Origin of the sequence: Nocardioides ginsengisegetis (assembly GCF_014138045.1) — a bacterium.
In the GTDB taxonomy this organism is placed as follows: Bacteria; Actinomycetota; Actinomycetes; order Propionibacteriales; family Nocardioidaceae; genus Nocardioides; species Nocardioides ginsengisegetis.
Genome location: NZ_JACGXA010000001.1, coordinates 1,721,623 through 1,744,534, shown reverse-complemented (window position 1 = coordinate 1,744,534; position 22,912 = coordinate 1,721,623). Strand labels below are relative to the sequence as shown.

Genomic DNA, 22,912 nt, shown 5'->3' with positions numbered 1-22,912 from the left:
CTCACAGGGGGAAAGCAACCCCCGTCAGCGACTCCGACTCCGCCCACAGAGCCCGGGCGAGGTCGGGGTCGCTGGCATTCCGGGACCGTCCGACCGGCACCGGCCATCCGTTGAGCTCGCGGAACCGGTGCGGGCCGAGGTAGGTGTTGCCCGGCACGTCCATCGTGCCGGCGTACAACGTCGGCAGCGCCCCCTGCCACGGCGGCATGCCCAGCAGCGCGTTGCCGATACCGGCCAGCCGCGTGAAGGCGGCACTGCCGGTGCCGGCCTGGATCGCGGTCGAGGTGTAGCCCGGGTGCGCACCGGTCGCCCGCAGCCGGGAGCCGGCAGCGGTCAGCCGTCGCTGGAGCTCGCCGAGGAACAGCAGGTTGGCCTGCTTGGAGGAGGCGTACGCCGCGTAGGGGCGGTAGCCGCGACGCGTCCAGTCCAGGTCGGTGAGGTCGAGCTCGCCGGAGCGGTGCGACTGGGAGGCGACGACGACGACCCGGTCGGTGATCCGCGGCAGCAGCAGGTTGGCCAGGGCGAAGTGGCCGAGGTGGTTGGTGGCGAGCTGCAGCTCGAACCCGTCGACGCTGCGGGCGAACGGCAGGCCCAGCACGCCGGCGTTGTTGACCAGCACGTCCACGTCGCCGACACCGGCGGCGAACTCCCGCACCGAGGACAGGTCGGACACGTCGAGGCGACGCACCTCCACCGAGCCGACCAGGGAGGCCCTCAGGGGCGCCGCGACCTGCTCGCCCTTCTCGAGGCTCCGGACCGCGAGCACCACGTGCGCGCCGGCCGCCACGAGCCGGCGGGCGGTCTCGAGGCCGATGCCGCTCGTCGCCCCCGTGACCACGAAGCGGCGCCCGTCCTGGGGTGGCACGGCCGTCCACGGCCGGGTGCGGGCGCGGGCCACCTCAGCCCTCGAGGATCTTCTTGAGGGCGGCGAGGTCCTTGGTCGTGGCGCGGCGCATCGCGGTGGCCATCACGGGCGCCGCGATGCGCGAGAAGCCGCGCGGGGAGCCGTCGTTGCGCAGCGTCATGCGGGTGCTGCCCTCCCCCACGGGCTCCCACGTGTAGGTGGTGCGCATCGGGAACGGGCCCTGGGCGGTCTGCATCACCAGGCGCGCGCCCGGCACCAGCTCGGTGACCTCGTAGGTGTAGGCGATCCGCTTGCCGAGGAAGGCGGCCACGAAGTCCATCTGCGACCCGACCCGGACCGGCGGCTCGGTGCGCCAGTCGACGCTCTGGATGTTGACGTACCAGCTCGGCGCGTTGGTGGGGTCGCCAGCGTACGCCGCCACCTCCGCCGCGGGGCGGCCGATGACGGTCTCGACGGTGACGTCGACGCTCACGCCAGGTCGCCCTCGGCGTACTCGACGGGCTCACCCAGCGCGACGGTGCGCCCGACGGTGCAGAGCCGGTCGCGGGTCTGCTGGAGGGCGCGCGGCATCATCTCGCGGGCCCGGTCGCCGGCCTCGCCCTCGGGGAAGGTGACGTCGAAGGTGACGCGCAGGTCGACGAGGTGGTTGCCCTGCTCGTCGCGGACCTTGTGGCCCTCGGACCGGACCGCAAAGGACGTGGCGTCGACGCGCTTGCCGGTGATCAGGTCGACGTCGATCGCCCCGCAGCCGGCGATCGCGGCGAGGAGCAGCTCGACGGGGCTGAAGTCGGGGTCGGACCCGGAGCCGATGGGGAGCACCCCGCCGCGACGGTTGGTCGCCTTGTAGCGACCCTCACCGATGCGGACCAGGTCGATCCGGCGGTGGGTGTCGGGCAGGCTCTCGGGCTGGCTGTCGGTCAGCGGGTCGGTGCTCATGCGGCCCAGCATTCCAGACCCGCCCGCCCCCGCTCCGGGGAGTCCGACACGCCCGACACGCCCGGGACCGGGCCCGACTTGTGTCCGGCGGGCCCTGCGCGCGACGGTGGAGAGGACCAGCCAGCCCATCGGAAAGGCGAGCATGCTCACCCTCACCGAGAACGCCAGCACGATCGTCAAGGACATCACCACGCAGCCCGGCCTCGCGGACACCGCGGGCCTGCGGATCAGCTCCGAGGAGGCGGCCGAGCCGACCTTCGCGGTCAGCGCCACCGAGAGCCCCGAGCCCGGGGACCAGACCGTCCAGCAGGACGGGGCCACGGTCTACCTCGACCCGAACGCCGCCCTCCTGCTCGACGACAAGGTCCTCGACGCGGCCGTCGACCCCGCCGGCAAGGTGGAGTTCGCGCTCGGCCTCCAGGCCTGAGCCCCGCCCGAGCGCGCCTGGGCCTTCAGGCTCAGCGCTTGGTCGTGCGTCGCGTCCGTCGGGCGCGGCGCGCGTCCTTGCGGGCCAGCGCCACGTTCCGCATCATCGCCTGGTCCACGTCGTGGTGGGCCCGTCCCTCGACGATCCCGTAGGCCAGGTGCAGCTGCGTCGTCATGGTGCTTTCATCTCCTCGTCCCGGCACCGTTGCCGGGTCAGTTCACGTAATGAGTAGTGCCGCGAACGCGGCTCTTACATTCTAGGGATCGCGACCTCGCCCGTTGGCATCGTCGACGACGTGATGTCGCCCACCTCCACAGGGCCACTGGACACCCCTCCCGGGCCCGCCCCGCGCGGCTGGCAGGATCGGTCCATGACGACCTCCTCGCGCGAGATCCACCTGGCCTCCCGACCCTCCGGCACGCCGGTGCCGGACGACTTCCGGATGGTCGAGGTCGACCTGCCGGACCCCGGACCGGGTGAGGTCCTGGTCCGCAACACCGTGATGTCGGTGGACCCCTACATGCGCGGCCGGATGAACGACGTGAAGTCCTACGTCCCGCCCTTCGCGCTGGACCGACCCCTCGACGGCGGCGCCGTCGGCGAGGTCGTGGCCAGCGGTGACGACTCCGTCCCGGTCGGGGCGACCGTCCTGCACCAGGCCGGCTGGCGCGAGCACGCCCTGCTGCCCGCGGCTGCCGTGCGGGTCGTCGACGTCTCCCGGGTCCCCGCCTCGGCCTACCTCGGCGTGCTCGGCATGACCGGGCTCACGGCGTACGTCGGCCTCACCCGGATCGCCCAGCTGAAGCAGGGCGACACCGTCTTCGTCTCGGGCGCCGCCGGGGCCGTCGGCTCGGTCGCCGGCCAGCTCGCGCGCCTGCTCGGCGCCGGCAAGGTGATCGGCTCGGCAGGCTCGGCGGAGAAGGTCGCCTGGCTGACCGGCGAGCTCGGCTTCGACGCGGCCTTCGACTACCACGACGGACCGGTCGCCCGGCAGCTCAAGGAGCACGCCCCGGTCGACGTCTACTTCGACAACGTCGGCGGCGACCACCTCGAGGGCGCGATCTTCCACATGAACGACTTCGGGCGGATCGCCGCCTGCGGCGCGATCGCCACGTACGACGCCGAGGCCCCGACGCCCGGCCCGCGCAACCTGATGATGGTGGTCAGCAAGCGGCTCACCCTGCGGGGCTTCATCGTCTCGGACCACGCGGACGCAGCGAAGGAGTTCTTCACTCAGGCGGGCGGCTGGCTGGCCGATGGGAGCCTCGTCCACCGCGAGACGTTCGTCGACGGCCTGGACCGTGCGGTCGAGGCGTTCCTCGGGCTCGGCACGGGCCAGAACACCGGGAAGATGCTCGTCCGGCTGGGCTGACCTCCCCCGCCCGACCGGCGGCACCAGCCTGACATTTTCGCGACACGCCGAATTACACGATTGACATTCCGTCAATCTGTTCACTCACGTCACTTTCGTCCCTATGCTCCCATCCGTGTCCTCCGTACACCGCGCACCGCACCGCGCCCTCGCCGGCCCGATCCTGGGGCTGGTCCTCGGGCTGCTGCTGGCGACCCTCGGGCCGCTCGCGCCGGCGCGCGCCGACGTCTCCCGTCAGTCCGCCCGGCAGGCGTCCGGGGTCTCGATCCTGTGCACCGGCTACGTCGGCTGCCGCGACCGGGGCTACTCCAACAGCGGCTACCAGGCGGCCAACGACCAGATGTACTGGTTGATGTACAGCGGGCACAACTGCACCAACTACGCGGCCTACCGGATGGTCCAGAGCGGCCTGCCGAACAGCCGCCCCTGGAGCGGCGGGGGCAACGCGGAGTACTGGGGCATCTACATGAAGTCCATCACCGACGACGTGCCCGCCGTGGGCGCCGTCGCCTGGTGGCGCGAGAACGCCAGCCCCGCCGGCTCCGCGGGCCACGTCGCCTACGTCGAGCAGGTCATCTCCAGCAACGAGATCATCGTGTCGCAGGACAGCTGGGGCGGCGACTTCTCCTGGGCACGCATCACCCGAGGCGGCGGCAGCTGGCCCAGCGGCTTCGTGCACTTCAACGACGTGAAGCTCGAGAACGTCGCCAAGCCCGACGTCACCGGCGTGACCAAGGTCGGCGGCGCGCTCAGCGCCAGCCCGGGCTCGTGGACGCCGCAGGGCAGCAACACCACCTACACCTACCAGTGGAAGGCCGGCGCCGACCCGATCGAGGGCGCCACCGGACCCAGCCTCACCCTCGCCCAGGAGCAGCAGGGCAAGCGGATCTCGGTCAAGGTGACCGCGGCACGCCCCGGCTACCCGACCTCGTCGGTCGTCTCCGACAAGACGTCGTACGTCGAGCCCGGCGTCATCAGCAGCCTCACGGCGCCGACGGTCTCCGGCGAGGCCACGGTCGACCACGAGCTCGTGGCCAGCGGCGGCACCTGGAAGCCGGCCCCGGCCGAGCTGACCTATCAGTGGTACGCCGACGGGCAGCTGCTCGAGGGCGTCACCCAGTCCACCTACACCCCCGGTCCGGCCCAGGTCGGGCTGCCGATCTCGGTCACGGTCACGGCGACCAAGCCCGGCTACGACCCGGTGAGCGCCACCTCGCTGGCGACCGCCGCGGTCCAGAAGGCCACCTTCACCGTGCGCGACCCGGCCACCCTCGGCGGCACGCCGCGGCTCGGGGACGTGCTCACCCTCGACCCCGGCACCTGGTCGCCGGGCGTCGCCGACACGACCGTGGTGTGGCTCCGCGACGGGGTCCCGATCGAGGGCGCCCTCGGCACGTCGTACACCCTCACCACCGACGACCTCGGTCACCACGTGTCGGCGTCCCTGACCCTGACCCGGGCGGGCTACGAGGACCTGGTGCAGACCGTCCGGCCCAGCGGCCTGGTCAAGACCGTCCCGACGATGGTCCTGCGCTCGAGCCGTCCCGGGACCGGCCGCCTGGCGGTGCACGTCGCGCTGGGCGCCGCCGGCGTCCCGGTCGTCGCCGGCGTCGTGCGGATCGTCGCCCGCGGCCACCTGCTCGCCGAGCTGACCCTGGACCGCTACGGCCGTGCCGCCCGCGTGCTGCGCGGGCTCCCGGCCGGCCTGACCAACGTCCGGTTCAGCTACCTCGGCAGCGACACGGTCGTGGGCACCACCCTCCGCAAGACCGTCACGATCAAGTAGCCCGACCCCTGTGGCCCCTGGGGCTACCGGGGCGGTTGGGGTCTCACGCTCGTGCCGTTTGGTCCCCAACGGCAACGAAACCGGCCCAAGACGTGCCGTTGGTGACCAAACGGCGAGCCGACAGCCTGCTGCCCGCCGCGTCAGGGGCACCCGCCCCGACTGGGGGTGACGCCGACATGCCGTTTGGTCACCAACGGCATCCAGGAGGCCCGGTAACACACCGTTTGGTCACCAACGGCGCGCCCTCGGCGCCCGGACCGGGACCGGGACCGGGACCGGGACCGTCAGTCGAGCGCGCTCTCCGGCAGGTCGAACCACCGCAGGTGCTCGAAGTCGGCGCTGACGTTGGCGGGGTGGCCGCTCAGGTCCGGCCCCTCGGCCGCGGCCAGGATCGCGGCGCCCTCGCGGAGGTGCTCGACGAGCAGCTCCTCTCCCCCGGTGGCGCGGTTGGCGGGCATCGACGCGACGCCGCCGGCGTAGGAGATGTCGTGCAGGCTCAGCGGCGGGGTGACCACGCCGTCGCGGTGCCGCCAGCGGCCCGTCACGACGTCGAAGCGGTAGTCGCCCAGCAGCCGCCAGCCGTCTCGGGCGACGAGCCGGACCGCCTCGACGAGGTAGTCCACGACCGCGTCGCTGACGAAGTAGTTGAAGTTGACGCGCACCCAGCCCGGCTTGATGCCCTCGCACCCGCCGGTGATCTCGCGCTCGAACTCGTGGGAGCGCTCCAGGTCGATGCCGAGCAGCCGGTGGCCGTAGGGACCGGCGCACGAGCAGCCGCCGCGCGACTGGATGCCGAACAGGTCGTTGAGCAGCGCCACGACGTAGTTGTGGTGCAGGAAGCGGCCCGACGGCGACTTGATGATGAAGGAGACGATGGAGAGCCGCTTGGCGTCGAGGTTGCCGAGCAGCTCGATGCCGGGGTCGTCCCGCCAGGCGGTGATGGCCCGCTTCAGGTGGCGGTCCTCCTGTTCGCGGATCGTGGTCGTGCCGACGGCCTGCTTGAGCTGGAAGACCAGCCCCGCGCGGACCGACTCGATGATCGCGGGCGTCCCGCCCTCCTCGCGGTGGGTCGGGTCGTCGAGGTAGCGGTGGTCGTCGTCGTTGACGTAGACGACCGTGCCGCCGCCGGGGACGTCGGGCACCCGGTTGGCGAACAGCTCACGGCGCGCCGCCAGCACCCCCGGCGTGGACGGGCCGCCGATGAACTTGTGGGGCGAGATGAAGATCGCGTCCTTGTAGGACAGCGGGCGATCCGGGTCGACCGCACGCATCGAGATGTCGATGTACGGCGCCGCCGCGGCGAAGTCCCAGAAGCTCAGCGCGCCGTGCTCGTGCAGCAACGTCGAGATGCCGGCCGTGTCGGAGACGATCCCGGTGACGTTGGAGGCGGCCGAGAACGAGCCGATCTTCAACGGCCGGTCGGCGTACTTCTCGAGCTGCTCGCGCAGGTCCTGCTGGTCCACTCCCCCGTCGACGTCCTGGTGGATGGTGACCACGTCCGCGATCGACTCACGCCAGGGGATCTCGTTGGAGTGGTGCTCGTAGGGGCCGATGAACACGACCGGTCGCTCCGACGGCGGGATGTGCTCGGTGAGGTGGTGGGTGTCCTCGAGGACCGACGGCACGCGCAGGCCCAGCACGCCGATGAGCTTGGCGATCGCGCCCGTGCAGCCCGAGCCGGCGAACAGCACCACCGTGTCCTCGTCGCCGCCCACGGCCTCGTGGATGATCGCGCGGGCGTCCTCGCGCAGCCGGGTGGTCTGCAGGCCGGTGCCGCTCGACTCGGTGTGGGTGTTGGCGTAGCTGGTCAGCACCTCGTCGCGGATGAAGTCCTCGATGAAGCTCAGCGCGCGGCCCGACGCGGTGTAGTCGGCGTAGGTGACGCGACGGGCGCCGTACGGCGTCTCCATCACGTGGTCCTCGCCGATGACCGAGTCCCGGATCAGCCGCAGCAGGGCTTCCTTCTCCTCCACGGATCCAGAGTAGATGGAAGACGGGCCGGGAGATGCTCCCGGCCCGCCTTCCACTCATCCGTCGTGCTGTGGCGTCACATGATCTTGACGCGCACCGCCTTGCGACCGGCGACGACCTTGTCCTGGGCGTCGGTCGTGTTGACCTTGGAGATCTCCTTGTCGGCCTTGCGGCTGAACAGGTCGAGGCTCACCTGCACCTGGTCGTTGCGGACGTAGGTGTCGATGTACTTCTGCGCCTGGCCCAGGGTGTTGGGGTACTGGTTGCGCGACCAGGTGTAGAGGCCACCGAGGACCTCGAGACGACCCCGGCTGCCGGCCGCCGAGTCCGGCACGCTGACCGAGAGCGGGACCGTCTTGTCGCCGGTGGCGCTGTCGAGGACGGCACGGAGGTTCAGCTGCGAGCCGGCCTTGGCGACGGCGGGGTGCTTGCGGTCGAGGGTGACCCACTCGCCGGCGACCTTCTGCTGGATCTTGCTGACCCGGTAGACCGAGTTGTCCTTGTTCAGCTCCGACGTGGCGCTGACGTCGTCGATGTTGACGCCCGGGATGTTGCTGAGCGACCAGACGAAGTCGGCGAGGTCGAAGGACGACTCGAAGGAGATGTCGTAGTCGGAGGCGTAGCGGTCGCTGACCGAGAAGGAGAACGGCGTGCCGTCGTCCTGGTGGCCGTTGATCGTCCACGACAGCAGCCCGGAGCCCTTGGTGTAGGAGTCCAGCACGCGGTCGTTGTTGGAGATCAGCTGGTAGAAGGTCGTCGACGCGTTGGCCTCGCTGACCGAGACGTGGCTGGTGCCGGTGCGCGAGCGGGTGCCGAACGTGACCGACGAGGTGATGTCGGTGGTGTCGGGCAGCGCGCCGAAGTTGCCGGTGATGCCGGTCAGGTGGTCGTCGGTGATCGTGCCGACCGGGGCGCCGAGGTTGGCGACCTTGAACGGCGCACCGAGCGACTCGGGCTGGATGTAGATCGCGTCTGCCGGGTGCAGGCTCAGCGTGGTCTCGCCCAGGAACGTCATCGGGTGACCGAAGCCCACGACCTTGCCGCCGCAGACCGACGTCGCGGTGCCCACGCCGCCCTGGGTGATGTCGCCGTAGGACAGCGAGGCGGCCAGGTTGCCGCCGGCGACCACGGTCTCCTCGGTCGCGCCGGCACCCGGAGCCGCGGCCTTGCCGGTGGCGTAGGTGTTCTTCGGGATCCAGCTGTGCGCGCCGGCCTTGCGCTCGGCCTTGGCCAGGCGGGTGGAGCCGACACCGGAGACGCCGAGCGGCATCTTGAGCTGGCTGAAGCCCTCGGCCGCCTGCGCCTGGGTCACGTCGGAGTGACGGGCGATGGTGCGGGCCTGGGCGTCGGTGACCTTGATGCTGGCGGGACGGGAGGCGTTGAGGTACTCGTCCATGTCCTCGAACGGCGTGACGCCGGCGACCCAGGACGGACCCCACGAGAGGCCGTAGGCGACGGCGCCGATGAGGCGACCGTCCGCGGCGTAGACGGGCGAGCCCGACATGCCCTGCCAGATGCCGCCGATCTTGTCGGGGCTCGGGGCATCCATCTCGACCATGACCATGTCGAGGTCGGGAGCGATGCCGTCGTCGAGGACACCCAGGACGGTGCCGGTGAACGTGTCGGGCGCGGTGCCGGAGGTGACCGACAGGGCAGAGACCGCGTCACCCTTGACGAGGTCGGCGACCGGGAAGGCCGCCTTGCAGTCCTCGGCCGGCGGGGCCGACTGTGCGGCCGGCGAGCCGACGATGGTGGCGGTGGTCAGGGCCAGGCCTGCCACCGAGGTGAGCGCAGCGAGGCCACGGCCCCGGCGACTGTTGAACGAGTGCGACATGTGGACGCCCCTTCTCCCGAAAAGTGGGGCGTGACACCACGCCCTCTGCAAGGTGGACGTCTCCGGCCGCCATTTGGTTGCCTTCGAGTTTCGCCCGTCGCGAGCGTAGGTTCTAGTGGCGTCCCCGAAGGTGGGTATGGCAACACCCGTTGCCGATCCGATACCTCGGTGCCAAGGAGCCCGGTCGGCGTCTAGGGTGACCGCCGTGACGAATCCCACCTCGACTCCCACGCAGAGCCTCCAGCACGCGGAGGCGCTCGCGCGCTTCGACCTCCTCACCGTGGACGGCTACGACGTGCGCCTCGACCTGGCCAGCTCCGACGAGACGTTCCGGTCGGTCACGACCGTGCGCTTCCAGTCGCAGGGCGGCCCCACCTTCATCGACCTCAAGCCCGTGTCGGTCCGCGAGATCCGCTTCAACGGCGCCCCCGTCGACGTCGACACGCTCGTGCGCGGCCGTCTGCCGCTCGACACGGTCGCCGGCGCCAACGAGCTGGTCGTCGACGCCGTCATGCGCTTCCGCAACGACGGGGAGGGCCTGCACCGCAGCGTCGACCCGGCCGACGGCAAGCACTACGTCTACGGCATGTGCTTCATGGACGCCGCACCCAGCATCTTCCCGTGCTTCGACCAGCCCGACCTGAAGGCGCCCTACACCTTCCACGTCACCGCACCCACCGACTGGGTGGTCGTCGGCAATGCCCCGGGCACGCAGGTCGAGCCCGGCACCTGGGAGTTCGAGACGACCCAGCCGCTGTCGACGTACTTCGTGACGCTGGTCGCCGGGCCCTACCACCTGCTCACCGACGACCACGACGGCATCGCGCTGGGCCTGTCGGCCCGCGCCAGCATCGCGCGCGACCTCGACGCCGACGCCGACGAGCTGTTCACGATGACCAAGCAGTGCTTCGACGAGTTCCACCGGCTGTTCGGGATCCGCTACCCGTTCGGCAACTACCACCAGGCGTTCGTCCCGGAGTTCAACGCCGGCGCCATGGAGAACCCCGGCTGCGTGACGTTCCGCGACCCGCTGATCTTCTCCTCCCGCGTGACCCGCGGGGTCCGCATCCAGCGCGCGACCACGGTGGCCCACGAGATGGCCCACCAGTGGTTCGGCAACATCGTCACCCCCAAGTGGTGGGACGACCTCTGGCTCAACGAGTCGTTCGCCGAGTACATGGGCAACCGCGTCACCGCCGACGTCACCGAGTACGACGACGCGTGGACCCACAACGCCTACGCCCGGCGCCAGTGGGGCCTCGTCGCCGACCAGCGGCCCAGCACCCACCCGGTCGCCGGCAACGGGGCCGAGGACGCCCTCTCGGCCCTCCAGAACTTCGACGGCATCTCCTACGCCAAGGGCTCGAGCATCCTCAAGCAGCTCAACGCGACGCTGGGCGACGAGGTGTTCTTCGCCGGCGTGATCGACCACTTCACCAAGCACCGCTTCGGCAACGCGACGATGCACGACCTGTTCACGAGCTGGGAGCAGGCCGGGGCGGGCGACCTCTCCTCCTTCACCTCCCACTGGCTGCGCACCGCCGGGCCGGACCAGATCGTGCTCGACCGGGCCGCCGGCGTCGTACGTCGCACGCCGCCGGCCGACCACCCCGCCGACCGGCCGCACACCCTGCGGGTCGCGCGCGCGGTCGACGGCAAGTGGGAGACGTCGACGCTGTCCATCACGGGCCCGGAGACGCCCGTGGAGGCCGGTGACTCGGCCTTCCTGCTCGACCCCTACGAGGACACCTGGGCCCTGGTCCAGCCCGACGACGTGACGGTCGCGGCGCTCAAGGGCCTGCTCCCGTCGACCGACGACACCCTTCTGCGCGCGGGTGTCTGGAACAACGTGCGCAGCGCCTTCCACAACGCCGCGATCGCGCCGGCCGACGTGATCGACCTGCTCGAGGCCGGCCTGCCGGTCGAGGACAGCGACGACGCGGTGTTCTACACGATGCCGTGGGCCGTCGCGAAGGTCGCCCCGCTGGCGCCCGAGCCGGCCTCGGCACTGCGCCGCATCCACGACGCCGCGATGAGCAAGGTCACCTCCGCGGCCGCAGGCTCGACGCTGCAGCTGTCGGCCTTCCAGGCGGCCGTGTCCACCTCGACCGACCCCGGCCAGCTCCGCTCCTGGCTCGAGGGCCGGGTGCTGCCGGACGGCATCGGCCTCGACCTCGACCTGCGCTGGCGCATCCTGGTGCAGCTCGCCGTGCTCGGCGAGACCGACCGCGAGGAGCTCCAGGCGGCGCTGGACGCCGAGCCGACGGCCCGTTCGCGGGTCGAGCACACCAAGGCCATGGCCTCGCTGCCCGACGCCGAGGCGAAGGCGTGGGCGTGGGCCCGGTTCACCGGCGAGGTCGACGTACCCAACTACGAGCTGGAGGCCGCCGGCGTCGGCATGTGGCGCTCGGGCCAGGAGCACCTCACCGAGCCGTACGTCGAGCGCTACTTCGCCGACCTGCCCGGCACCGTCGAGAAGCGCAGCGGCTGGGTGCTGGCCGACACCGCCGCCGTGTTCTTCCCCTCCACCTCCCTGACGGCGGAGACGGTGGCGGCCGCGAAGGCCTTCATCGACAGCGACGGGCTGGACCTCTCGGTCCGTCGCCGGGTCGTCGACGCGACCGACGAGCTCCAGCGCCGGCTGGCGATCCGTCAGGCGTTCCCGGCGTCATGACCCCCGACCGCGCGCGGCGTCCGGGTCCCACGGTCCGGACCCGCGTGCACGAGCTGACCCCCACCGGCGAGCACGCCCGCGAGGACCGGCTCGTCACGGAGGAGCCGCTCGAGATCCGGCTCGCCTGGCCGGGTGCACCGGCCAGGCGGGTCTGGGTCACCATGCGCACGCCCGGACACGACTTCGAGCTCGCGACCGGGTGGCTGGTGCACGAGGGCCTCACCCGGTCCGTGCAGGGCGTCGCCTACTGCACCGACGCCGACCTGGCACCGGAGCAGGAGTTCAACGTCGTCACGGTCACCCTTGCCGCCCCGCCGCTGCACGACCCGGGCCACCGGCACGCCGCCGAGTCGAGCGGGTCCTCGGCCTGCGGGGTGTGCGGCAAGGACAGCGTCACCGCGGCCCTGGCCGCGCCTCGTGCGGAACCATGGTCCGGGGAGCTGCCCACCCCCGACGTGGTCCGCTCGCTGCCCGGGCTGCTGCGGGCTGGCCAGGCGGTGTTCTCCCGGACCGGGGGTGTGCACGCCGCGGGACTGTTCACCGCCGCGGGCGAGGCCCTGGTCGTCCGGGAGGACGTGGGGCGGCACAACGCCGTCGACAAGGTGACCGGCGCCCGGGTGCTCGCCGGCGACTCCCCCGCCGAGGCGGTGCTGGTCGTCTCCGGGCGGGCCGGGTTCGAGCTCGTGCAGAAGGCGATCGCCGCCGGCGTCGGGTCGCTGGTGGCCGTCGGGGCACCGACGTCGCTGTCGGTCGCGCTGGCCCGGGAGTCCGGCCTGGCGCTGTTCGGCTTCACCTCCGGGGAGCGTTGCGTCCGCTACACCTGAGGTCGCTCCGGCGTGGGTGCGCAGGAGTGTCGGTGGTGGTTCCTAGGTTGGTCGCATGCGCATCCTCCACACCTCCGACTGGCACCTCGGCCGGTCGTTCCACCGTGAGGGGATGCTCGAGCACCAGGCGTCGTACGTCGACCACCTGCTCGCCGTCGTGGCGTCGGAGCAGGTCGACCTCGTGGTCGTCGCCGGTGACGTCTACGACCGGGCGCTGCCCCACGTCGACGCGGTCCGCCTCGCCGACGAGGCCCTCGCCCGGCTGGCCGCCTCGCGGGCCCGGGTCGTCATCACCAGCGGCAACCACGACTCCGCCCAGCGACTCGGGTTCAGCTCGCGGCTGATCGACGCGGCGGGGGTCTTCATCCGCACCGACGCCTCCGCCATCGGCACCCCGGTGCTGCTCGAGGACCGGCACGGGCCGGTCGCGGTCCACGGGCTCCCCTACCTCGACCCCGACGCGGTGCGTGAGCCGTGGGGGCTGTCAGCGCGCTCGCACGAGGCCGCGCTGACCGAGGCGATGCGACGGGTCCGGGCCGACCTCGCCACGCGATCCTCCGCGACCCGGTCGGTCGTGCTGGCGCACGCCTTCGTCGCCGGCGGGCCCGACCCGGTCCGGCCCAGCGACTCCGAGCGCGACATCTCCGTCGGTGGCGTCTCGATGGTGCCGACGTCGGTCTTCGACGGCATCTCCTACACCGCCCTCGGCCACCTCCACGGGCGCCACACGCTCACCGACACGGTGCGCTACAGCGGCTCCCCGCTGGCCTACTCCTTCTCCGAGGCGACCCAGGTCAAGGGCTCGTGGCTGGTGGAGCTCGGCGCCGACGGTGTCGAGTCGGCCGACTTCGTCCCCGCGCCCGTCCCGCGTCCGCTGGCCCGCCTGCGGGGCACGCTCGCGGAGCTGCTCGACGACCCGGCTCACGACACCCACGAGGGGTCGTGGGTGCAGGCCACCCTCACCGACGACGTCCGTCCGCTTCAGGCGATGGAGCAGCTGCGTCGGCGCTTCCGACACACCCTCGTCCTCTCCTTCGAGCCCGCGTCCGGGGACCGCTCGGAGCTGCCCCTGGCCCGCACCCAGGGCCGCTCCGACCACCGGATCGCCCTCGACTTCGTCGGCGACATGCGCGGCACCGGAGCCACCCAGGAGGAGTCCGCGCTGCTCCAGCAGGCCGTCGACGCCTGCTGCGAGGACCCCGACTTCGACGTCCTCGTCCCCGCTTCCCCGGACCGGGAGGCCTGATGCGCCTCCACCTGCTCGAGGTCACCGCCTTCGGGCCGTTCGCCGACACCGTCACCGTGGACTTCGACCACCTCTCCGACGCCGGGCTCTTCCTGCTCTCCGGCGCGACCGGTGCCGGCAAGACGAGCGTCCTCGACGCGGTCTGCTTCGCGCTCTACGGCGACGTCCCCGGCGACCGCAACGCCGCGCGCCGGCTGCGGTCCGACCAGGCGGCGCCCGGCGTACGCCCGCGCGTCACGCTCGAGACCACCCTGTCCGGCCGCCGGTTCCGGCTGGTCCGCTCCCCCGCCTGGGAGCGACCCAAGAAGCGCGGCAGCGGCTTCACGACCGAGCAGGCCTCGGTCACCCTGTCCGAGCGGGTCGACGGCGAGTGGCAGCCGCTGTCCTCGCGGCTGGACGAGACCGGCCACCTCGTGACCCGCCTCGTCGGCATGAACGTCACCCAGTTCACCCAGGTCGCCATGCTGCCCCAGGGCCGGTTCCAGGCCTTCCTCCGGGCCCGCTCCGACGAGCGCCACAAGCTGCTCCAGCAGCTGTTCCGCACCGGCCGGTTCGAGCAGGTCGAGGGCTGGCTGCGCGACCGCCGCATCGCCCTGCGCCGCACCTCCGACATGTCCCGGCAGGGCATCGCCGACCTGGTCAGCCGCCTGAGCGAGACCGCCGACGTGCCGGTCCCCGAGGACTGGGAGGTCGCCGACCTGCAGCCCTGGGCCACGGCGCTGGTGGCCGACGCCCTCGAGCGCCGCGACCGGGCCGCCGCTGCTGTCCTCGTTGCGGCGGGTCACGAGCAGGAGACCCGCACCCACCTCGAGCAGGCCCGCGCCGTCGTCGACCGGCGTCGCCGCCTCGAGGCCGCCGCCGCCGAGCGCGACCGGATCGACGCGATGGCCGACCAGCACGCGACCGCCGTGGCCTCGCTCGACGCGGCCCGGCGTGCCGCCGGCGTCGTCCCCCTCCACCGCCTGGCCACCACCGCGACATCCGCGCACCTCCGCGCGGAGGCGTTGGCGCACGCGACGACCGAGCGGGCCGGCGACGTGCTCGGGTTGCTCGTCGTCGACGCCGACACCCTGGCGGCCGCGGCGGGTGACGCGCTCGACAAGGCCGCCGCCGTGCGGGCCGCGCTGCCCCGCGAGGCGCGGATGCGCGAGGTCGACGAGCGGGCGGTCGGTGCCGAGCGCGAGCAGGCCGAGGTGGCGACGCGGCTGACCGCCCTGTCACGCGAGCGCGCTGCACTGCCCGAGCGCCTGGTCGCCGCGCGGGCGTCCGCCCAGGAAGCCACGGCTGCCGCGGCCGGCGCCCCGGCCGTCGAGGCGCGGGTCGCCGACCTGCACGGCCGTCTGCGGGCCCACCGGGACCTGCTGTCCGTGGAGACACAGCTGGACGCGGCGCGCCAGGCGCTCGCCGATGCCTCGGCTGCCGCCGTGGAGCTGCGCGAGCGCTGGCTGGACCTCCGCGAGGCCCGACTCGACGGGATGGCCGCCGAGATCGCCGGCGCGCTCGCGGTGGGCGCCTGCTGCCCGGTGTGCGGCTCCGCGGACCATCCCCACAAGGCCACCTCCCACCCCGACGCGCCCGACGCCGCCGCCGAGAAGGCCGCCCTCAAGGCGCTCGACGACGCCAAGGCCACCGAGCACCTGCACGACGAGCGGGTCCGCGACCTCGGCACCCGCCTGGCGGTGCTCCGCCAGCAGGCCGGGCCCGACCCGGCCGCGGTGTTGCAGGCCCGGGCGGACGACGAGGCTTCCGGGCTCGAGCGGCTCCGGGCCTGCGCCGGCGAGGCGACGGCCCGCCTCGATGCGGTCGCCACGCTCGAGGCCGACGACGTACGGCTCGGGGCGGAGATCCGTGAGGCCGAGCTGCGGGCCGAGTCCCTCGCGACCAGCCTCACAGCGCTGCGTGCGGAGTCCGGCTCGCTGCGTGCCGAGGTCGATCACCTGCTGGCCGGCACGGGTGCCTCCTCCCTGACCCGACTCCTCGACGACCTCGCCGACCGGGCCGACACGGCTCACCGCGCCGCCGACGCCATCGTGGGCCTCGCCATCGCGGCCGACGCCCGGCATGATGCCGACCGGGCCCTCGCCGAGGCGGCCCGGGAGTCCGGGTTCGAATCCACCGAGGCCGCGGTCGCGGCCCGTCTCGACGTCCAGGAGATCGCGGCTCTCGACCGCCGCGTCACCGAGCACGAGCGCAAGCTCGCGGCCGTGACCGCGCTGCTCGCCGAGCCGGGAGCCGCGGAGCTCCTCGCCAGCGAGACCGTCGACCTCGTCGCGCTGCAGCACACCCACGCCGAGGCGCTGGCCGCGCTCGGAGACGGGCGCACCCTCGAATCCCGCTGGGCCGGCCGCCACCAGCGGCTCACCGCCCTGGCCCGCGAGCTCGAGGCCGCGCTCGTCGCCTGGGCGCCGCTGCGCCACGAGCTCGACGTGACGACGCGCCTGTCCGCGTTCGTGGAGGGCAAGTCCCCCGACAACCGCCTCCAGATGCGGCTCTCGGCCTACGTGCTCGCCTTCCGGCTCTCCCAGGTCGTGGCGGCCGCCAACGAGCGCCTGGCGCGGATGAGCGACCAGCGCTACTCGCTCGAGCACACCGGGCGACGGGGTGCCGGCGAGACGCGGGGCGGCCTGAGCCTGCTCGTCCGCGACGACTGGTCCGGGGAGTCCCGGGACCCCGCGACCCTCTCGGGCGGCGAGACGTTCGTGGTCTCCCTCGCCCTCGCCCTGGGGCTCGCCGACGTGATCACGCAGGAGGCCGGCGGCGCCGACCTGGACACCCTCTTCGTGGACGAGGGCTTCGGCTCCCTCGACGCGGACACCCTCGACGACGTCATGGACACCCTCGACTCGCTGCGCGACGGCGGCCGGGTCGTCGGCGTGGTCAGCCACGTCGCCGAGATGCGCGACCGGATCCCGACCCAGCTCCGGGTCACCAAGTCCCGACGCGGGTCGACGCTGGCCCTGTCCCGATGACACCCGCCGCCGCTAGTTTCGACCCGTGACCTTCGACGTCGCCGCCGAGTCCTACGAGCGGTTCATGGGCGCCTGGTCGACCGGACTGGCGCCCCAACTGATCGCGTACGCCGGCGTGCGGCCCGGCCAGACCGTGCTCGACGTCGGGTGCGGTCCCGGCATCCTCACCCGTCCGCTGGTCGACCTGCTCGGCGCGGACCACGTCGTCGCCGTCGACCCGTCACCGTCGTTCGTGGCCGCCACGGCGGATCGCTTCCCGGGCGTGCGGGTCGCCGAGGCCGGGGCGGAGTCGTTGCCACTCGACGACGGGGAGGTCGACCACGCCCTGGCCCAGCTGGTCGTGCACTTCATGACCGATCCGGTGGCGGGCCTGGCCGAGATGGCGCGGGTGACCCGTCCCGGTGGGGTCGTGGCTGCCAGCGTCTGGGACCACGGGGGCGGTCGGGGACCGCTCTCGACGTTCTTCGACGCCGTCCAGTCGCTCGACCCGGACAACCCCGGCGAGCGCGACTACGCCGGCGTCAACGCCGGACACCTCGGCGAGCTGTTCCGCGCCGCCGGCCTGGGCAATGTCGAGGAGACCCGCCACGACGTCGAGCGACACTACGACGACGTCGACGCCTGGTGGGCGCCGTACACCCTGGGCGTGGGGCCGGCCGGTGCCTACGTGGCGGGTCTGGACGACGACGGCAAGCAGGCGCTCCTCGAGGCCTGCCGGGCCCGGCTGCCGCGCGGACCCTTCACCGCCACCGCGAGTGCATGGGTGGCCCGCGGGACGGTCACGTGAGGGGTGTCCGACTGCCTCAGCCGGTCAGGCCCCAGGACGAGACGTCGAGGCCCCAGTCGTCGGCGAGGCGCCGGGCCTGCGGCCGGTACATCACCTGCAGCGACTCCTTGAGTCCCGGCGTCCAGTCCCACTCCGCCTTCGACGACGACCCGGACTCCCGCTCGACCTCCTGCAGCGGCACCGGGTCGACGCCGATCAGGCCCCACACGGTGTCGACCGCGGCCTGCGGGTCCTTCCGGATGTTCTCGTAGACCATCACGTGCATCCGGTCGCGCCCGACCTGGGAGGCCCAGGCGTCGAGCTGGTCGGCGTAGAAGCCGCTCCAGGTCTGCACCGTGATCGGGACCGGGTAGGGCCACGACTTGCCGCGCGTGGCCGCGAGCCGCATCGAGGAGCGGAAGCGCTCGACCGGGTCGCGGAGCAGCACCAGGATCGGGGCGTCCGGGACGTGCCGCGCGGCGCCCGCGGGGCACGAGGCGTGCCGGAGGTACTGCGGGGTCCAGTCACCACGGTGGATGCCGTCGGACGGGAACAGGTCGAGGTACTCCGCCGGGGTGATCCGGTCGTCGGCCAGCTTGTGCAGGAGCTGCTGCTCCTTCTTGCCGTTGGTGCCGAGCCCGACCTGCGGGTGTTGCGTGAGCAGGTCGGTGAACCACGTCGTGCCCGATCGCTGCGCGCCGATGCCCAACCAGGCAGGAGAATTCATGGACGGCACCCTACCGAGTCCGTTTCGCTGGGAAATCGGGTGGCGCCCATCGGATAGGTTCCCGTCCATGAGTGGTTCCGGCCTCGATCCGACCTTCACCTCACTCCCCTACCGCCAGCTCGGCGACGCCGCGCTCGCGCGTGCCCGGGAGCTCGGGGTCACCCACGCCGACTTCCGCTTCGAGCGGGTCCGCTACCAGCACCTCGGCGTCCGCGACGGCGTCCTACAGGGCGCCAGCGACCGGGAGGACCTCGGCTTCGCCGTGCGGGTCATCCATCGCGGTGCGTGGGGCTTCGCGTCCGGCGTCGTGCTCACCACGGACGAGGCGGTGCGGCTCGCCGACGCCGCCGTGGCCGTCGCCCTGGTCGCCGCGGAGATGACCAGCTCGCCGGTCGAGATCGCTCCCGAGCCGGTGTACGACGACGTCACCTGGATCAGCCCCTACGAGGTCAACCCGCTCGAGGTGCCCACGGCCGACAAGGCCGAGGTGCTCATCGACTGGACCAACCGGCTCCGCACCGGAGCGGCCGTTGACCACGCGTCGGCATCGCTCGAGCAGGTGCAGGAGAACAAGTACTACGCCGACCTCGCCGGCACCCGCACCACCCAGCAGCGGGTCCGCCTGCACCCCGCCTTCGAGGCCATGGGCGCCGGGGCCGACACCTTCGACTCGATGGCGAGCATCGCGCCGCCGGCGGGGCGTGGCTGGGAGTACCTCACCGACAGGTCGCTCTACGACTGGGACGACGAGATCGAGCAGGTCCCCGAGCTCCTCGCGGAGAAGCTCAAGGCGCCCAGCGTCCAGGCCGGCACCTACGACCTGGTCATCCACCCGTCCAACCTGTGGCTGACCATCCACGAGTCCATCGGTCACGCCACCGAGCTCGACCGCGCGCTCGGCTACGAGGCCAACTACGCCGGCACCTCGTTCGCGACGTACGACAAGCTCAACACGCTGCAATACGGCTCCGGCGTCATGAACGTCACCGGCGACCGCACCGTCGAGCACGGCCTCGCGTCGATCGGGTACGACGACGAGGGAGTCGAGACCCAGAGCTGGGACATCGTCCGCGACGGCGTCCTCGTGGGCTACCAGCTCGACCGGGCGATGGGCCACATGAAGCCCGAGCTCAACGGTGGCCGCAGCAACGGCTGCGCCTACGCCGACTCCCCCGGCCACATCCCGATCCAGCGGATGGCCAACGTCTCGCTCCAACCGGCCCAGGACGGGCCGAGCACCGAGGAGCTGATCAGCCGGGTCGAGCGCGGCATCTACGTCGTCGGCGACAAGAGCTGGTCGATCGACATGCAGCGCTTCAACTTCCAGTTCACCGGGCAGCGGTTCTACACGATCACCGACGGCGAGCTGGTCGGACAGGTCCGCGACGTCGCCTACCAGGCCACGACGACGGACTTCTGGAACTCCATGGAGGCCGTCGGCGGCCCGGAGACCTGGGTGCTGGGCGGCGCGTTCAACTGCGGCAAGGCCCAGCCCGGCCAGGTCGCCAGCGTCAGCCACGGCTGCCCGACGTCGCTGTTCCGCAACGTCCGCATCCTCAACACCAACGACGAGGCAGGCCACTGATGAGCACCCAGTCACCCAGCGCGTCGCTCGTGATGACCCCCCAGTCCCTCGTCGACCACGGCGTCGCCACGTCGACGGCCGACGACTGCATCGTCATCGTCCGCAACTCCACCAGCGCCAACCTGCGCTGGGCCAACAACACCCTGACCACCAACGGCGTGATGCACGCCGTCAGCGTCACGGTCATCTCGTTCATCAGGAGCTCCGAGGGGGTCTCGACCGGGTCGGTGTCCGGCAGCGCCAGCTCGCAGGCACAGGTGACCGCCCTGGTCGAGGCGGCGGACGCCGCCGCCCGTGCCGGATCGCCGGCCGAGGACGCCAACGACCTCGTGACCGGCGACGCGGCCGCCGACTGGGACGAGGCGCCCGGTGCCACCGACATCCACGTGTACGACGCCTTCGCGCCGGCCCTGGGCGAGGCGTTCGGCCACGCCTCGGGTGCGGGTCGGGTGCTCTACGGCTTCGTCAACCACGAGGTCGTGACGACCTACCTCGGCTCGACGACCGGACTGCGCCTGCGTCACGTCCAGCCGACCGGCCACTACGCCTGCACCGGCAAGACGGCCGACCTCACCCAGAGCGCCTGGGTCGGCGGGGCCACCCGCGACTTCTCCGACGTCGACGCCCTCGCGATAGAGCAGACCGTCGCCCAGCGGCTCGGGTGGGGGTCGCGCCGCGTCGACCTGCCCGCCGGTCGCTACGACACCATCCTGCCGCCGACCGCTGTCGCCGACCTGATGATCGACGCCTACTGGTACGCCGGCGCCCGGGTCGCCCACGAGGGCCAGTCGGTCTACTCCAAGCGCGGCGTCGGCACCCGCATCGGCGACCGCATCGCCAAGCCGGGGGTCAACCTCTTCTCCGACCCGTCCTACCCCGGTCTCGCCTGTGCCCCGTTCGTCACTGCGAGCGCCTCCGGCAACGAGAGCTCCGTCTTCGACAACGGGCTGCCGCTCGGCCGGACCGACTGGATCCGCGACGGCGAGCTGACCTCGTTGCTGCAGACCCGGCACTCGGCCGCGATGACCCAGCAGCCGGTCACGCCGATGGTCGACAACCTGGTCCTCGACGTGGACGGCGGCCGGGGCTCGGTCGACGACCTGGTCGCCGGCACCGAGCGCGGTCTGCTGCTCACCTGCCTCTGGTACATCCGGGCGGTCGACGAGCAGACGCTGCTGCTGACCGGACTGACCCGCGACGGGGTCTACCTCGTGGAGAACGGCGAGATCACTGGCGCGGTCAACAACTACCGGTTCAACGAGAGCCCGGTCGACCTGCTCAACCGGTTCTCCCACGCGAGCGCCACGGTGCCGAGCTTCAGCCGCGAGTGGGGCGACGACTACTTCTCGCGCACCGCCACCCCCGCGCTGCGGATCCCGGACTTCAACATGTCGAGCGTCTCCCAGGCGATGTAGGCATCACCATCGAGGCGCATCACCCGTGGTGCCGGCGGGCCCGTCGCCACCGGCGCACGAACTCCTGATCGGCCTCGACGGCGCGTGCCTGCTCGCGGGCGTGCAACCGGCCGAACGTGAAATCGCTGTCCCCGTCGACCCGCGCGTCCGCGGCGAGCGTCTCGAGCGCGAGGCGCGTCACCACGGTGTCCTGGTGGTCCCCGAGCGCCTGCGTCAGGCCCTTGGCGGTCCGGGCCAGCTCGCGCGCCTCGTCCCCCCAGAGCTCGTCGCCGGCCTCGGCGGCGTAGCGCAGCCGCTTGGCCGCCTTCCGCACGTCGTGCAGGGCCCGGTCCCGGTCCTCGGCCCCGGCAACCAGGTCGGCGCGGCGCACCAGCCGGCGCCAGTGACGCCGCAGCTCCGGCTCGAGATCGTCGGCGGTGACCCCCTTCGCACCCGGCGCCCACGGCGGGTCGGTGCGCCAGGACTCGAGCGCGGCAACTACCGCGGCGTACCGCTCCGAGGCCAGCGTCGCCCGCACGTCCTCCTCGGCGCTCGCCAGGGCCGCGGCATAGCTGAGGTCGAGCCGGTCACGCACCGGGCCGACGACGTGCACCGCCAGCTCGTGGTCGGCGAGGTGGGCCAGCCGGTCGTGGACGACGTGCGCGTCCCGCGCAGCCGACAGCGCGCGCACCAGCCACGCCAGCTCGTCGCGCACCGGCTCGGTGCGCGCCCGGTCCAGGACGGTGCGGAACGTCGCGAGATCGGCCCGCAGGTGTCGGCAGGCCACCCGGGCGTCGTGCACGCCCTCGGCGTCGCCCGCGCGCATCGCCCCGTCGGCGTCAGCGAGAGCGTCGGTGTGCGCCATGAGGCGGGCCCGGACGACCTTCAGGACGGCGCTCACCCCTCCATCATCCTGTGCCGTGCAACCGGACCCGGGCGTCGTGCGTATACCCCGCACAACCCCGCAGGACACGACTGCAGGACCGACCAAGGAGAACCCCCACCATGCGCACCACCCAGCTCGCCCTCGGCGCCCTCGCGGTCGCCACGCTCGGCACGTCCTTCGCTCCGGCCGCGCACGCCCAGACGACCACCACGACCCACGAGCGGGGCAACGTCATCGAGTGCACCGGCACGATCAAGGGCAAGCCCGTCTACGCCAGCCTCTACGAGAACAACGTCTACGCCAACGTCATCCAGGTGGTCATCGGCGACGGCGACGACCAGGTCGGCAACAGCCGGGAGGTCGCCGACGGGTTCATCGAGGACAAGCAGGTGCACGGCGCCCTCCGGGTCGGCGGCAAGCGCGCCGTCATCGAGGGCCACGCCGCCCGCTACGGCAAGCGGATCGCCGTCCACGACGAGTTCGACGACGCCGGCCAGCACGTCGTGGTCGACGGCTTCCACCGCAAGCTGTCCAAGGACCTGACCCTGACGTGGCGGCACCGCACCGTGCCGCTGGCCTGCGGCACGGCGTTCTTCTACGACCTCACCACCACGAAGACCGACATCGAGTGACGGGCCGGCCGCGCCCGT

The 22,912-nt window shown here is 72.3% G+C and carries 19 protein-coding genes; 11 read left to right on the top strand and 8 right to left on the bottom strand.

Going from position 1 to position 22,912, the window contains the following annotated elements; genetic code table 11:
• Position 1: 1 nt before the first annotated feature.
• From FB382_RS08275 to FB382_RS08265, 3 genes are read right to left on the bottom strand one after another with little or no spacing between them, the layout of a single operon-like run.
• Entirely contained in the window at positions 2 to 898 is an 897-nt protein-coding gene (locus FB382_RS08275; protein WP_182538304.1) for an oxidoreductase, read from the bottom strand.
• A 1-nt stretch (position 899) separates the two neighbouring features.
• Positions 900 to 1,337, bottom strand: coding sequence for an SRPBCC family protein (locus FB382_RS08270; protein WP_182538302.1), 438 nt, complete (start codon positions 1,335 to 1,337; stop codon positions 900 to 902).
• Positions 1,334 to 1,801 (bottom strand): OsmC family protein, encoded by a 468-nt coding sequence (locus FB382_RS08265; RefSeq protein ID WP_182538299.1) that lies wholly within the window; start codon positions 1,799 to 1,801, stop codon positions 1,334 to 1,336. The genes FB382_RS08270 and FB382_RS08265 overlap by 4 nt, the downstream gene beginning before the upstream one ends.
• 142 nt (positions 1,802 to 1,943) lie before the next feature.
• On the opposite strand from FB382_RS08265, the gene FB382_RS08260 reads away from it, so the two are divergent.
• Positions 1,944 to 2,228, top strand: a complete 285-nt coding sequence (locus FB382_RS08260; protein ID WP_182538297.1) for a Fe-S cluster assembly protein HesB — start codon at positions 1,944 to 1,946, stop codon at positions 2,226 to 2,228.
• 31 nt (positions 2,229 to 2,259) lie between these two features.
• Here the strand turns inward: FB382_RS08260 and FB382_RS08255 are convergent, their stop codons facing one another.
• Complete coding sequence (locus tag FB382_RS08255) at positions 2,260 to 2,403, bottom strand: hypothetical protein (RefSeq protein WP_182538295.1); 144 nt, start codon at positions 2,401 to 2,403, stop codon at positions 2,260 to 2,262.
• 195 nt (positions 2,404 to 2,598) lie between these two features.
• Here FB382_RS08255 and FB382_RS08250 point away from each other — a divergent pair, with 195 nt between their 5' ends.
• Together FB382_RS08250 and FB382_RS08245 are read left to right on the top strand one after the other, a co-directional pair.
• Positions 2,599 to 3,600: an NADP-dependent oxidoreductase gene (locus FB382_RS08250; protein ID WP_182538293.1), complete on the top strand. Its 1,002-nt coding sequence runs from the start codon at positions 2,599 to 2,601 to the stop codon at positions 3,598 to 3,600.
• Positions 3,601 to 3,715: 115 nt separating this feature from the next.
• A complete protein-coding gene (locus FB382_RS08245; RefSeq protein ID WP_182538291.1) occupies positions 3,716 to 5,386 on the top strand; it encodes a CHAP domain-containing protein in 1,671 nt (556 codons plus the stop codon).
• Positions 5,387 to 5,670: 284 nt separating this feature from the next.
• On the opposite strand, the gene FB382_RS08240 is transcribed toward FB382_RS08245, so the two are convergent.
• Both FB382_RS08240 and FB382_RS08235 read right to left on the bottom strand, forming a co-directional pair.
• A complete protein-coding gene (locus tag FB382_RS08240; RefSeq protein ID WP_343055527.1) occupies positions 5,671 to 7,359 on the bottom strand; it encodes an aminotransferase class V-fold PLP-dependent enzyme in 1,689 nt (562 codons plus the stop codon).
• A 74-nt stretch (positions 7,360 to 7,433) separates the two neighbouring features.
• Complete coding sequence (locus tag FB382_RS08235; RefSeq protein ID WP_182538289.1) at positions 7,434 to 9,191, bottom strand: SpoIVB peptidase S55 domain-containing protein; 1,758 nt, start codon at positions 9,189 to 9,191, stop codon at positions 7,434 to 7,436.
• 205 nt (positions 9,192 to 9,396) lie between these two features.
• Here FB382_RS08235 and pepN point away from each other — a divergent pair, with 205 nt between their 5' ends.
• From pepN to FB382_RS08210, 5 genes are read left to right on the top strand one after another with little or no spacing between them, the layout of a single operon-like run.
• Positions 9,397 to 11,865 (top strand): aminopeptidase N, encoded by a 2,469-nt coding sequence (gene pepN / locus FB382_RS08230; protein ID WP_343055526.1) that lies wholly within the window; start codon positions 9,397 to 9,399, stop codon positions 11,863 to 11,865.
• The gene (locus FB382_RS08225) at positions 11,862 to 12,689 is read left to right on the top strand and encodes a formate dehydrogenase accessory sulfurtransferase FdhD (RefSeq protein ID WP_182538286.1); all 828 of its coding nucleotides are present in this window, start codon (positions 11,862 to 11,864) and stop codon (positions 12,687 to 12,689) included. The genes pepN and FB382_RS08225 overlap by 4 nt, the downstream gene beginning before the upstream one ends.
• 55 nt (positions 12,690 to 12,744) lie before the next feature.
• Complete coding sequence (locus tag FB382_RS08220; protein WP_182538285.1) at positions 12,745 to 13,935, top strand: exonuclease SbcCD subunit D; 1,191 nt, start codon at positions 12,745 to 12,747, stop codon at positions 13,933 to 13,935.
• Entirely contained in the window at positions 13,935 to 16,904 is a 2,970-nt protein-coding gene (locus FB382_RS08215; protein WP_182538284.1) for an AAA family ATPase, read from the top strand. The genes FB382_RS08220 and FB382_RS08215 overlap by 1 nt, the downstream gene beginning before the upstream one ends.
• Positions 16,905 to 16,929: 25 nt before the next feature.
• Entirely contained in the window at positions 16,930 to 17,691 is a 762-nt protein-coding gene (locus FB382_RS08210; protein ID WP_182538283.1) for a methyltransferase domain-containing protein, read from the top strand.
• A 16-nt stretch (positions 17,692 to 17,707) separates the two neighbouring features.
• Here the strand turns inward: FB382_RS08210 and FB382_RS08205 are convergent, their stop codons facing one another.
• On the bottom strand, positions 17,708 to 18,397 hold the full coding sequence (locus tag FB382_RS08205) for a sulfotransferase family protein (RefSeq protein ID WP_182538282.1): 690 nt from the start codon (positions 18,395 to 18,397) through the stop codon (positions 17,708 to 17,710).
• A 67-nt stretch (positions 18,398 to 18,464) separates the two neighbouring features.
• Between FB382_RS08205 and FB382_RS08200 the strand changes: the two genes are divergently transcribed.
• Together FB382_RS08200 and FB382_RS08195 are read left to right on the top strand one after the other, a co-directional pair.
• Positions 18,465 to 19,982, top strand: a complete 1,518-nt coding sequence (locus FB382_RS08200; protein WP_182538281.1) for a TldD/PmbA family protein — start codon at positions 18,465 to 18,467, stop codon at positions 19,980 to 19,982.
• The gene (locus FB382_RS08195) at positions 19,982 to 21,397 is read left to right on the top strand and encodes a metallopeptidase TldD-related protein (protein WP_182538280.1); all 1,416 of its coding nucleotides are present in this window, start codon (positions 19,982 to 19,984) and stop codon (positions 21,395 to 21,397) included. The genes FB382_RS08200 and FB382_RS08195 overlap by 1 nt, the downstream gene beginning before the upstream one ends.
• Positions 21,398 to 21,416: 19 nt before the next feature.
• Here the strand turns inward: FB382_RS08195 and FB382_RS08190 are convergent, their stop codons facing one another.
• Positions 21,417 to 22,277: a CHAD domain-containing protein gene (locus FB382_RS08190; protein ID WP_182538278.1), complete on the bottom strand. Its 861-nt coding sequence runs from the start codon at positions 22,275 to 22,277 to the stop codon at positions 21,417 to 21,419.
• Positions 22,278 to 22,381: 104 nt separating this feature from the next.
• On the opposite strand from FB382_RS08190, the gene FB382_RS08185 reads away from it, so the two are divergent.
• The gene (locus tag FB382_RS08185; RefSeq protein WP_182538276.1) at positions 22,382 to 22,894 is read left to right on the top strand and encodes a hypothetical protein; all 513 of its coding nucleotides are present in this window, start codon (positions 22,382 to 22,384) and stop codon (positions 22,892 to 22,894) included.
• The last annotated feature ends 18 nt before the right edge of the window (positions 22,895 to 22,912 follow it).

What these genes read in the sequence shown, in the direction of transcription:
- FB382_RS08215 (WP_182538284.1), top strand. Translation starts at nt 13,935, where the DNA reads ATGCGCCTCCACCTGCTCGAGGTCACCGCCTTCGGGCCGTTCGCCGAC.
- FB382_RS08205 (WP_182538282.1), bottom strand. Translation starts at nt 18,397, where the DNA reads ATGAATTCTCCTGCCTGGTTGGGCATCGGCGCGCAGCGATCGGGCACG.
- FB382_RS08235 (WP_182538289.1), bottom strand. Translation starts at nt 9,191, where the DNA reads ATGTCGCACTCGTTCAACAGTCGCCGGGGCCGTGGCCTCGCTGCGCTC.
- FB382_RS08220 (WP_182538285.1), top strand. Translation starts at nt 12,745, where the DNA reads ATGCGCATCCTCCACACCTCCGACTGGCACCTCGGCCGGTCGTTCCAC.
- FB382_RS08225 (WP_182538286.1), top strand. Translation starts at nt 11,862, where the DNA reads ATGACCCCCGACCGCGCGCGGCGTCCGGGTCCCACGGTCCGGACCCGC.
- FB382_RS08195 (WP_182538280.1), top strand. Translation starts at nt 19,982, where the DNA reads ATGAGCACCCAGTCACCCAGCGCGTCGCTCGTGATGACCCCCCAGTCC.
- FB382_RS08265 (WP_182538299.1), bottom strand. Translation starts at nt 1,801, where the DNA reads ATGAGCACCGACCCGCTGACCGACAGCCAGCCCGAGAGCCTGCCCGAC.
- FB382_RS08185 (WP_182538276.1), top strand. Translation starts at nt 22,382, where the DNA reads ATGCGCACCACCCAGCTCGCCCTCGGCGCCCTCGCGGTCGCCACGCTC.
- FB382_RS08200 (WP_182538281.1), top strand. Translation starts at nt 18,465, where the DNA reads ATGAGTGGTTCCGGCCTCGATCCGACCTTCACCTCACTCCCCTACCGC.
- FB382_RS08260 (WP_182538297.1), top strand. Translation starts at nt 1,944, where the DNA reads ATGCTCACCCTCACCGAGAACGCCAGCACGATCGTCAAGGACATCACC.
- FB382_RS08250 (WP_182538293.1), top strand. Translation starts at nt 2,599, where the DNA reads ATGACGACCTCCTCGCGCGAGATCCACCTGGCCTCCCGACCCTCCGGC.
- FB382_RS08255 (WP_182538295.1), bottom strand. Translation starts at nt 2,403, where the DNA reads ATGACGACGCAGCTGCACCTGGCCTACGGGATCGTCGAGGGACGGGCC.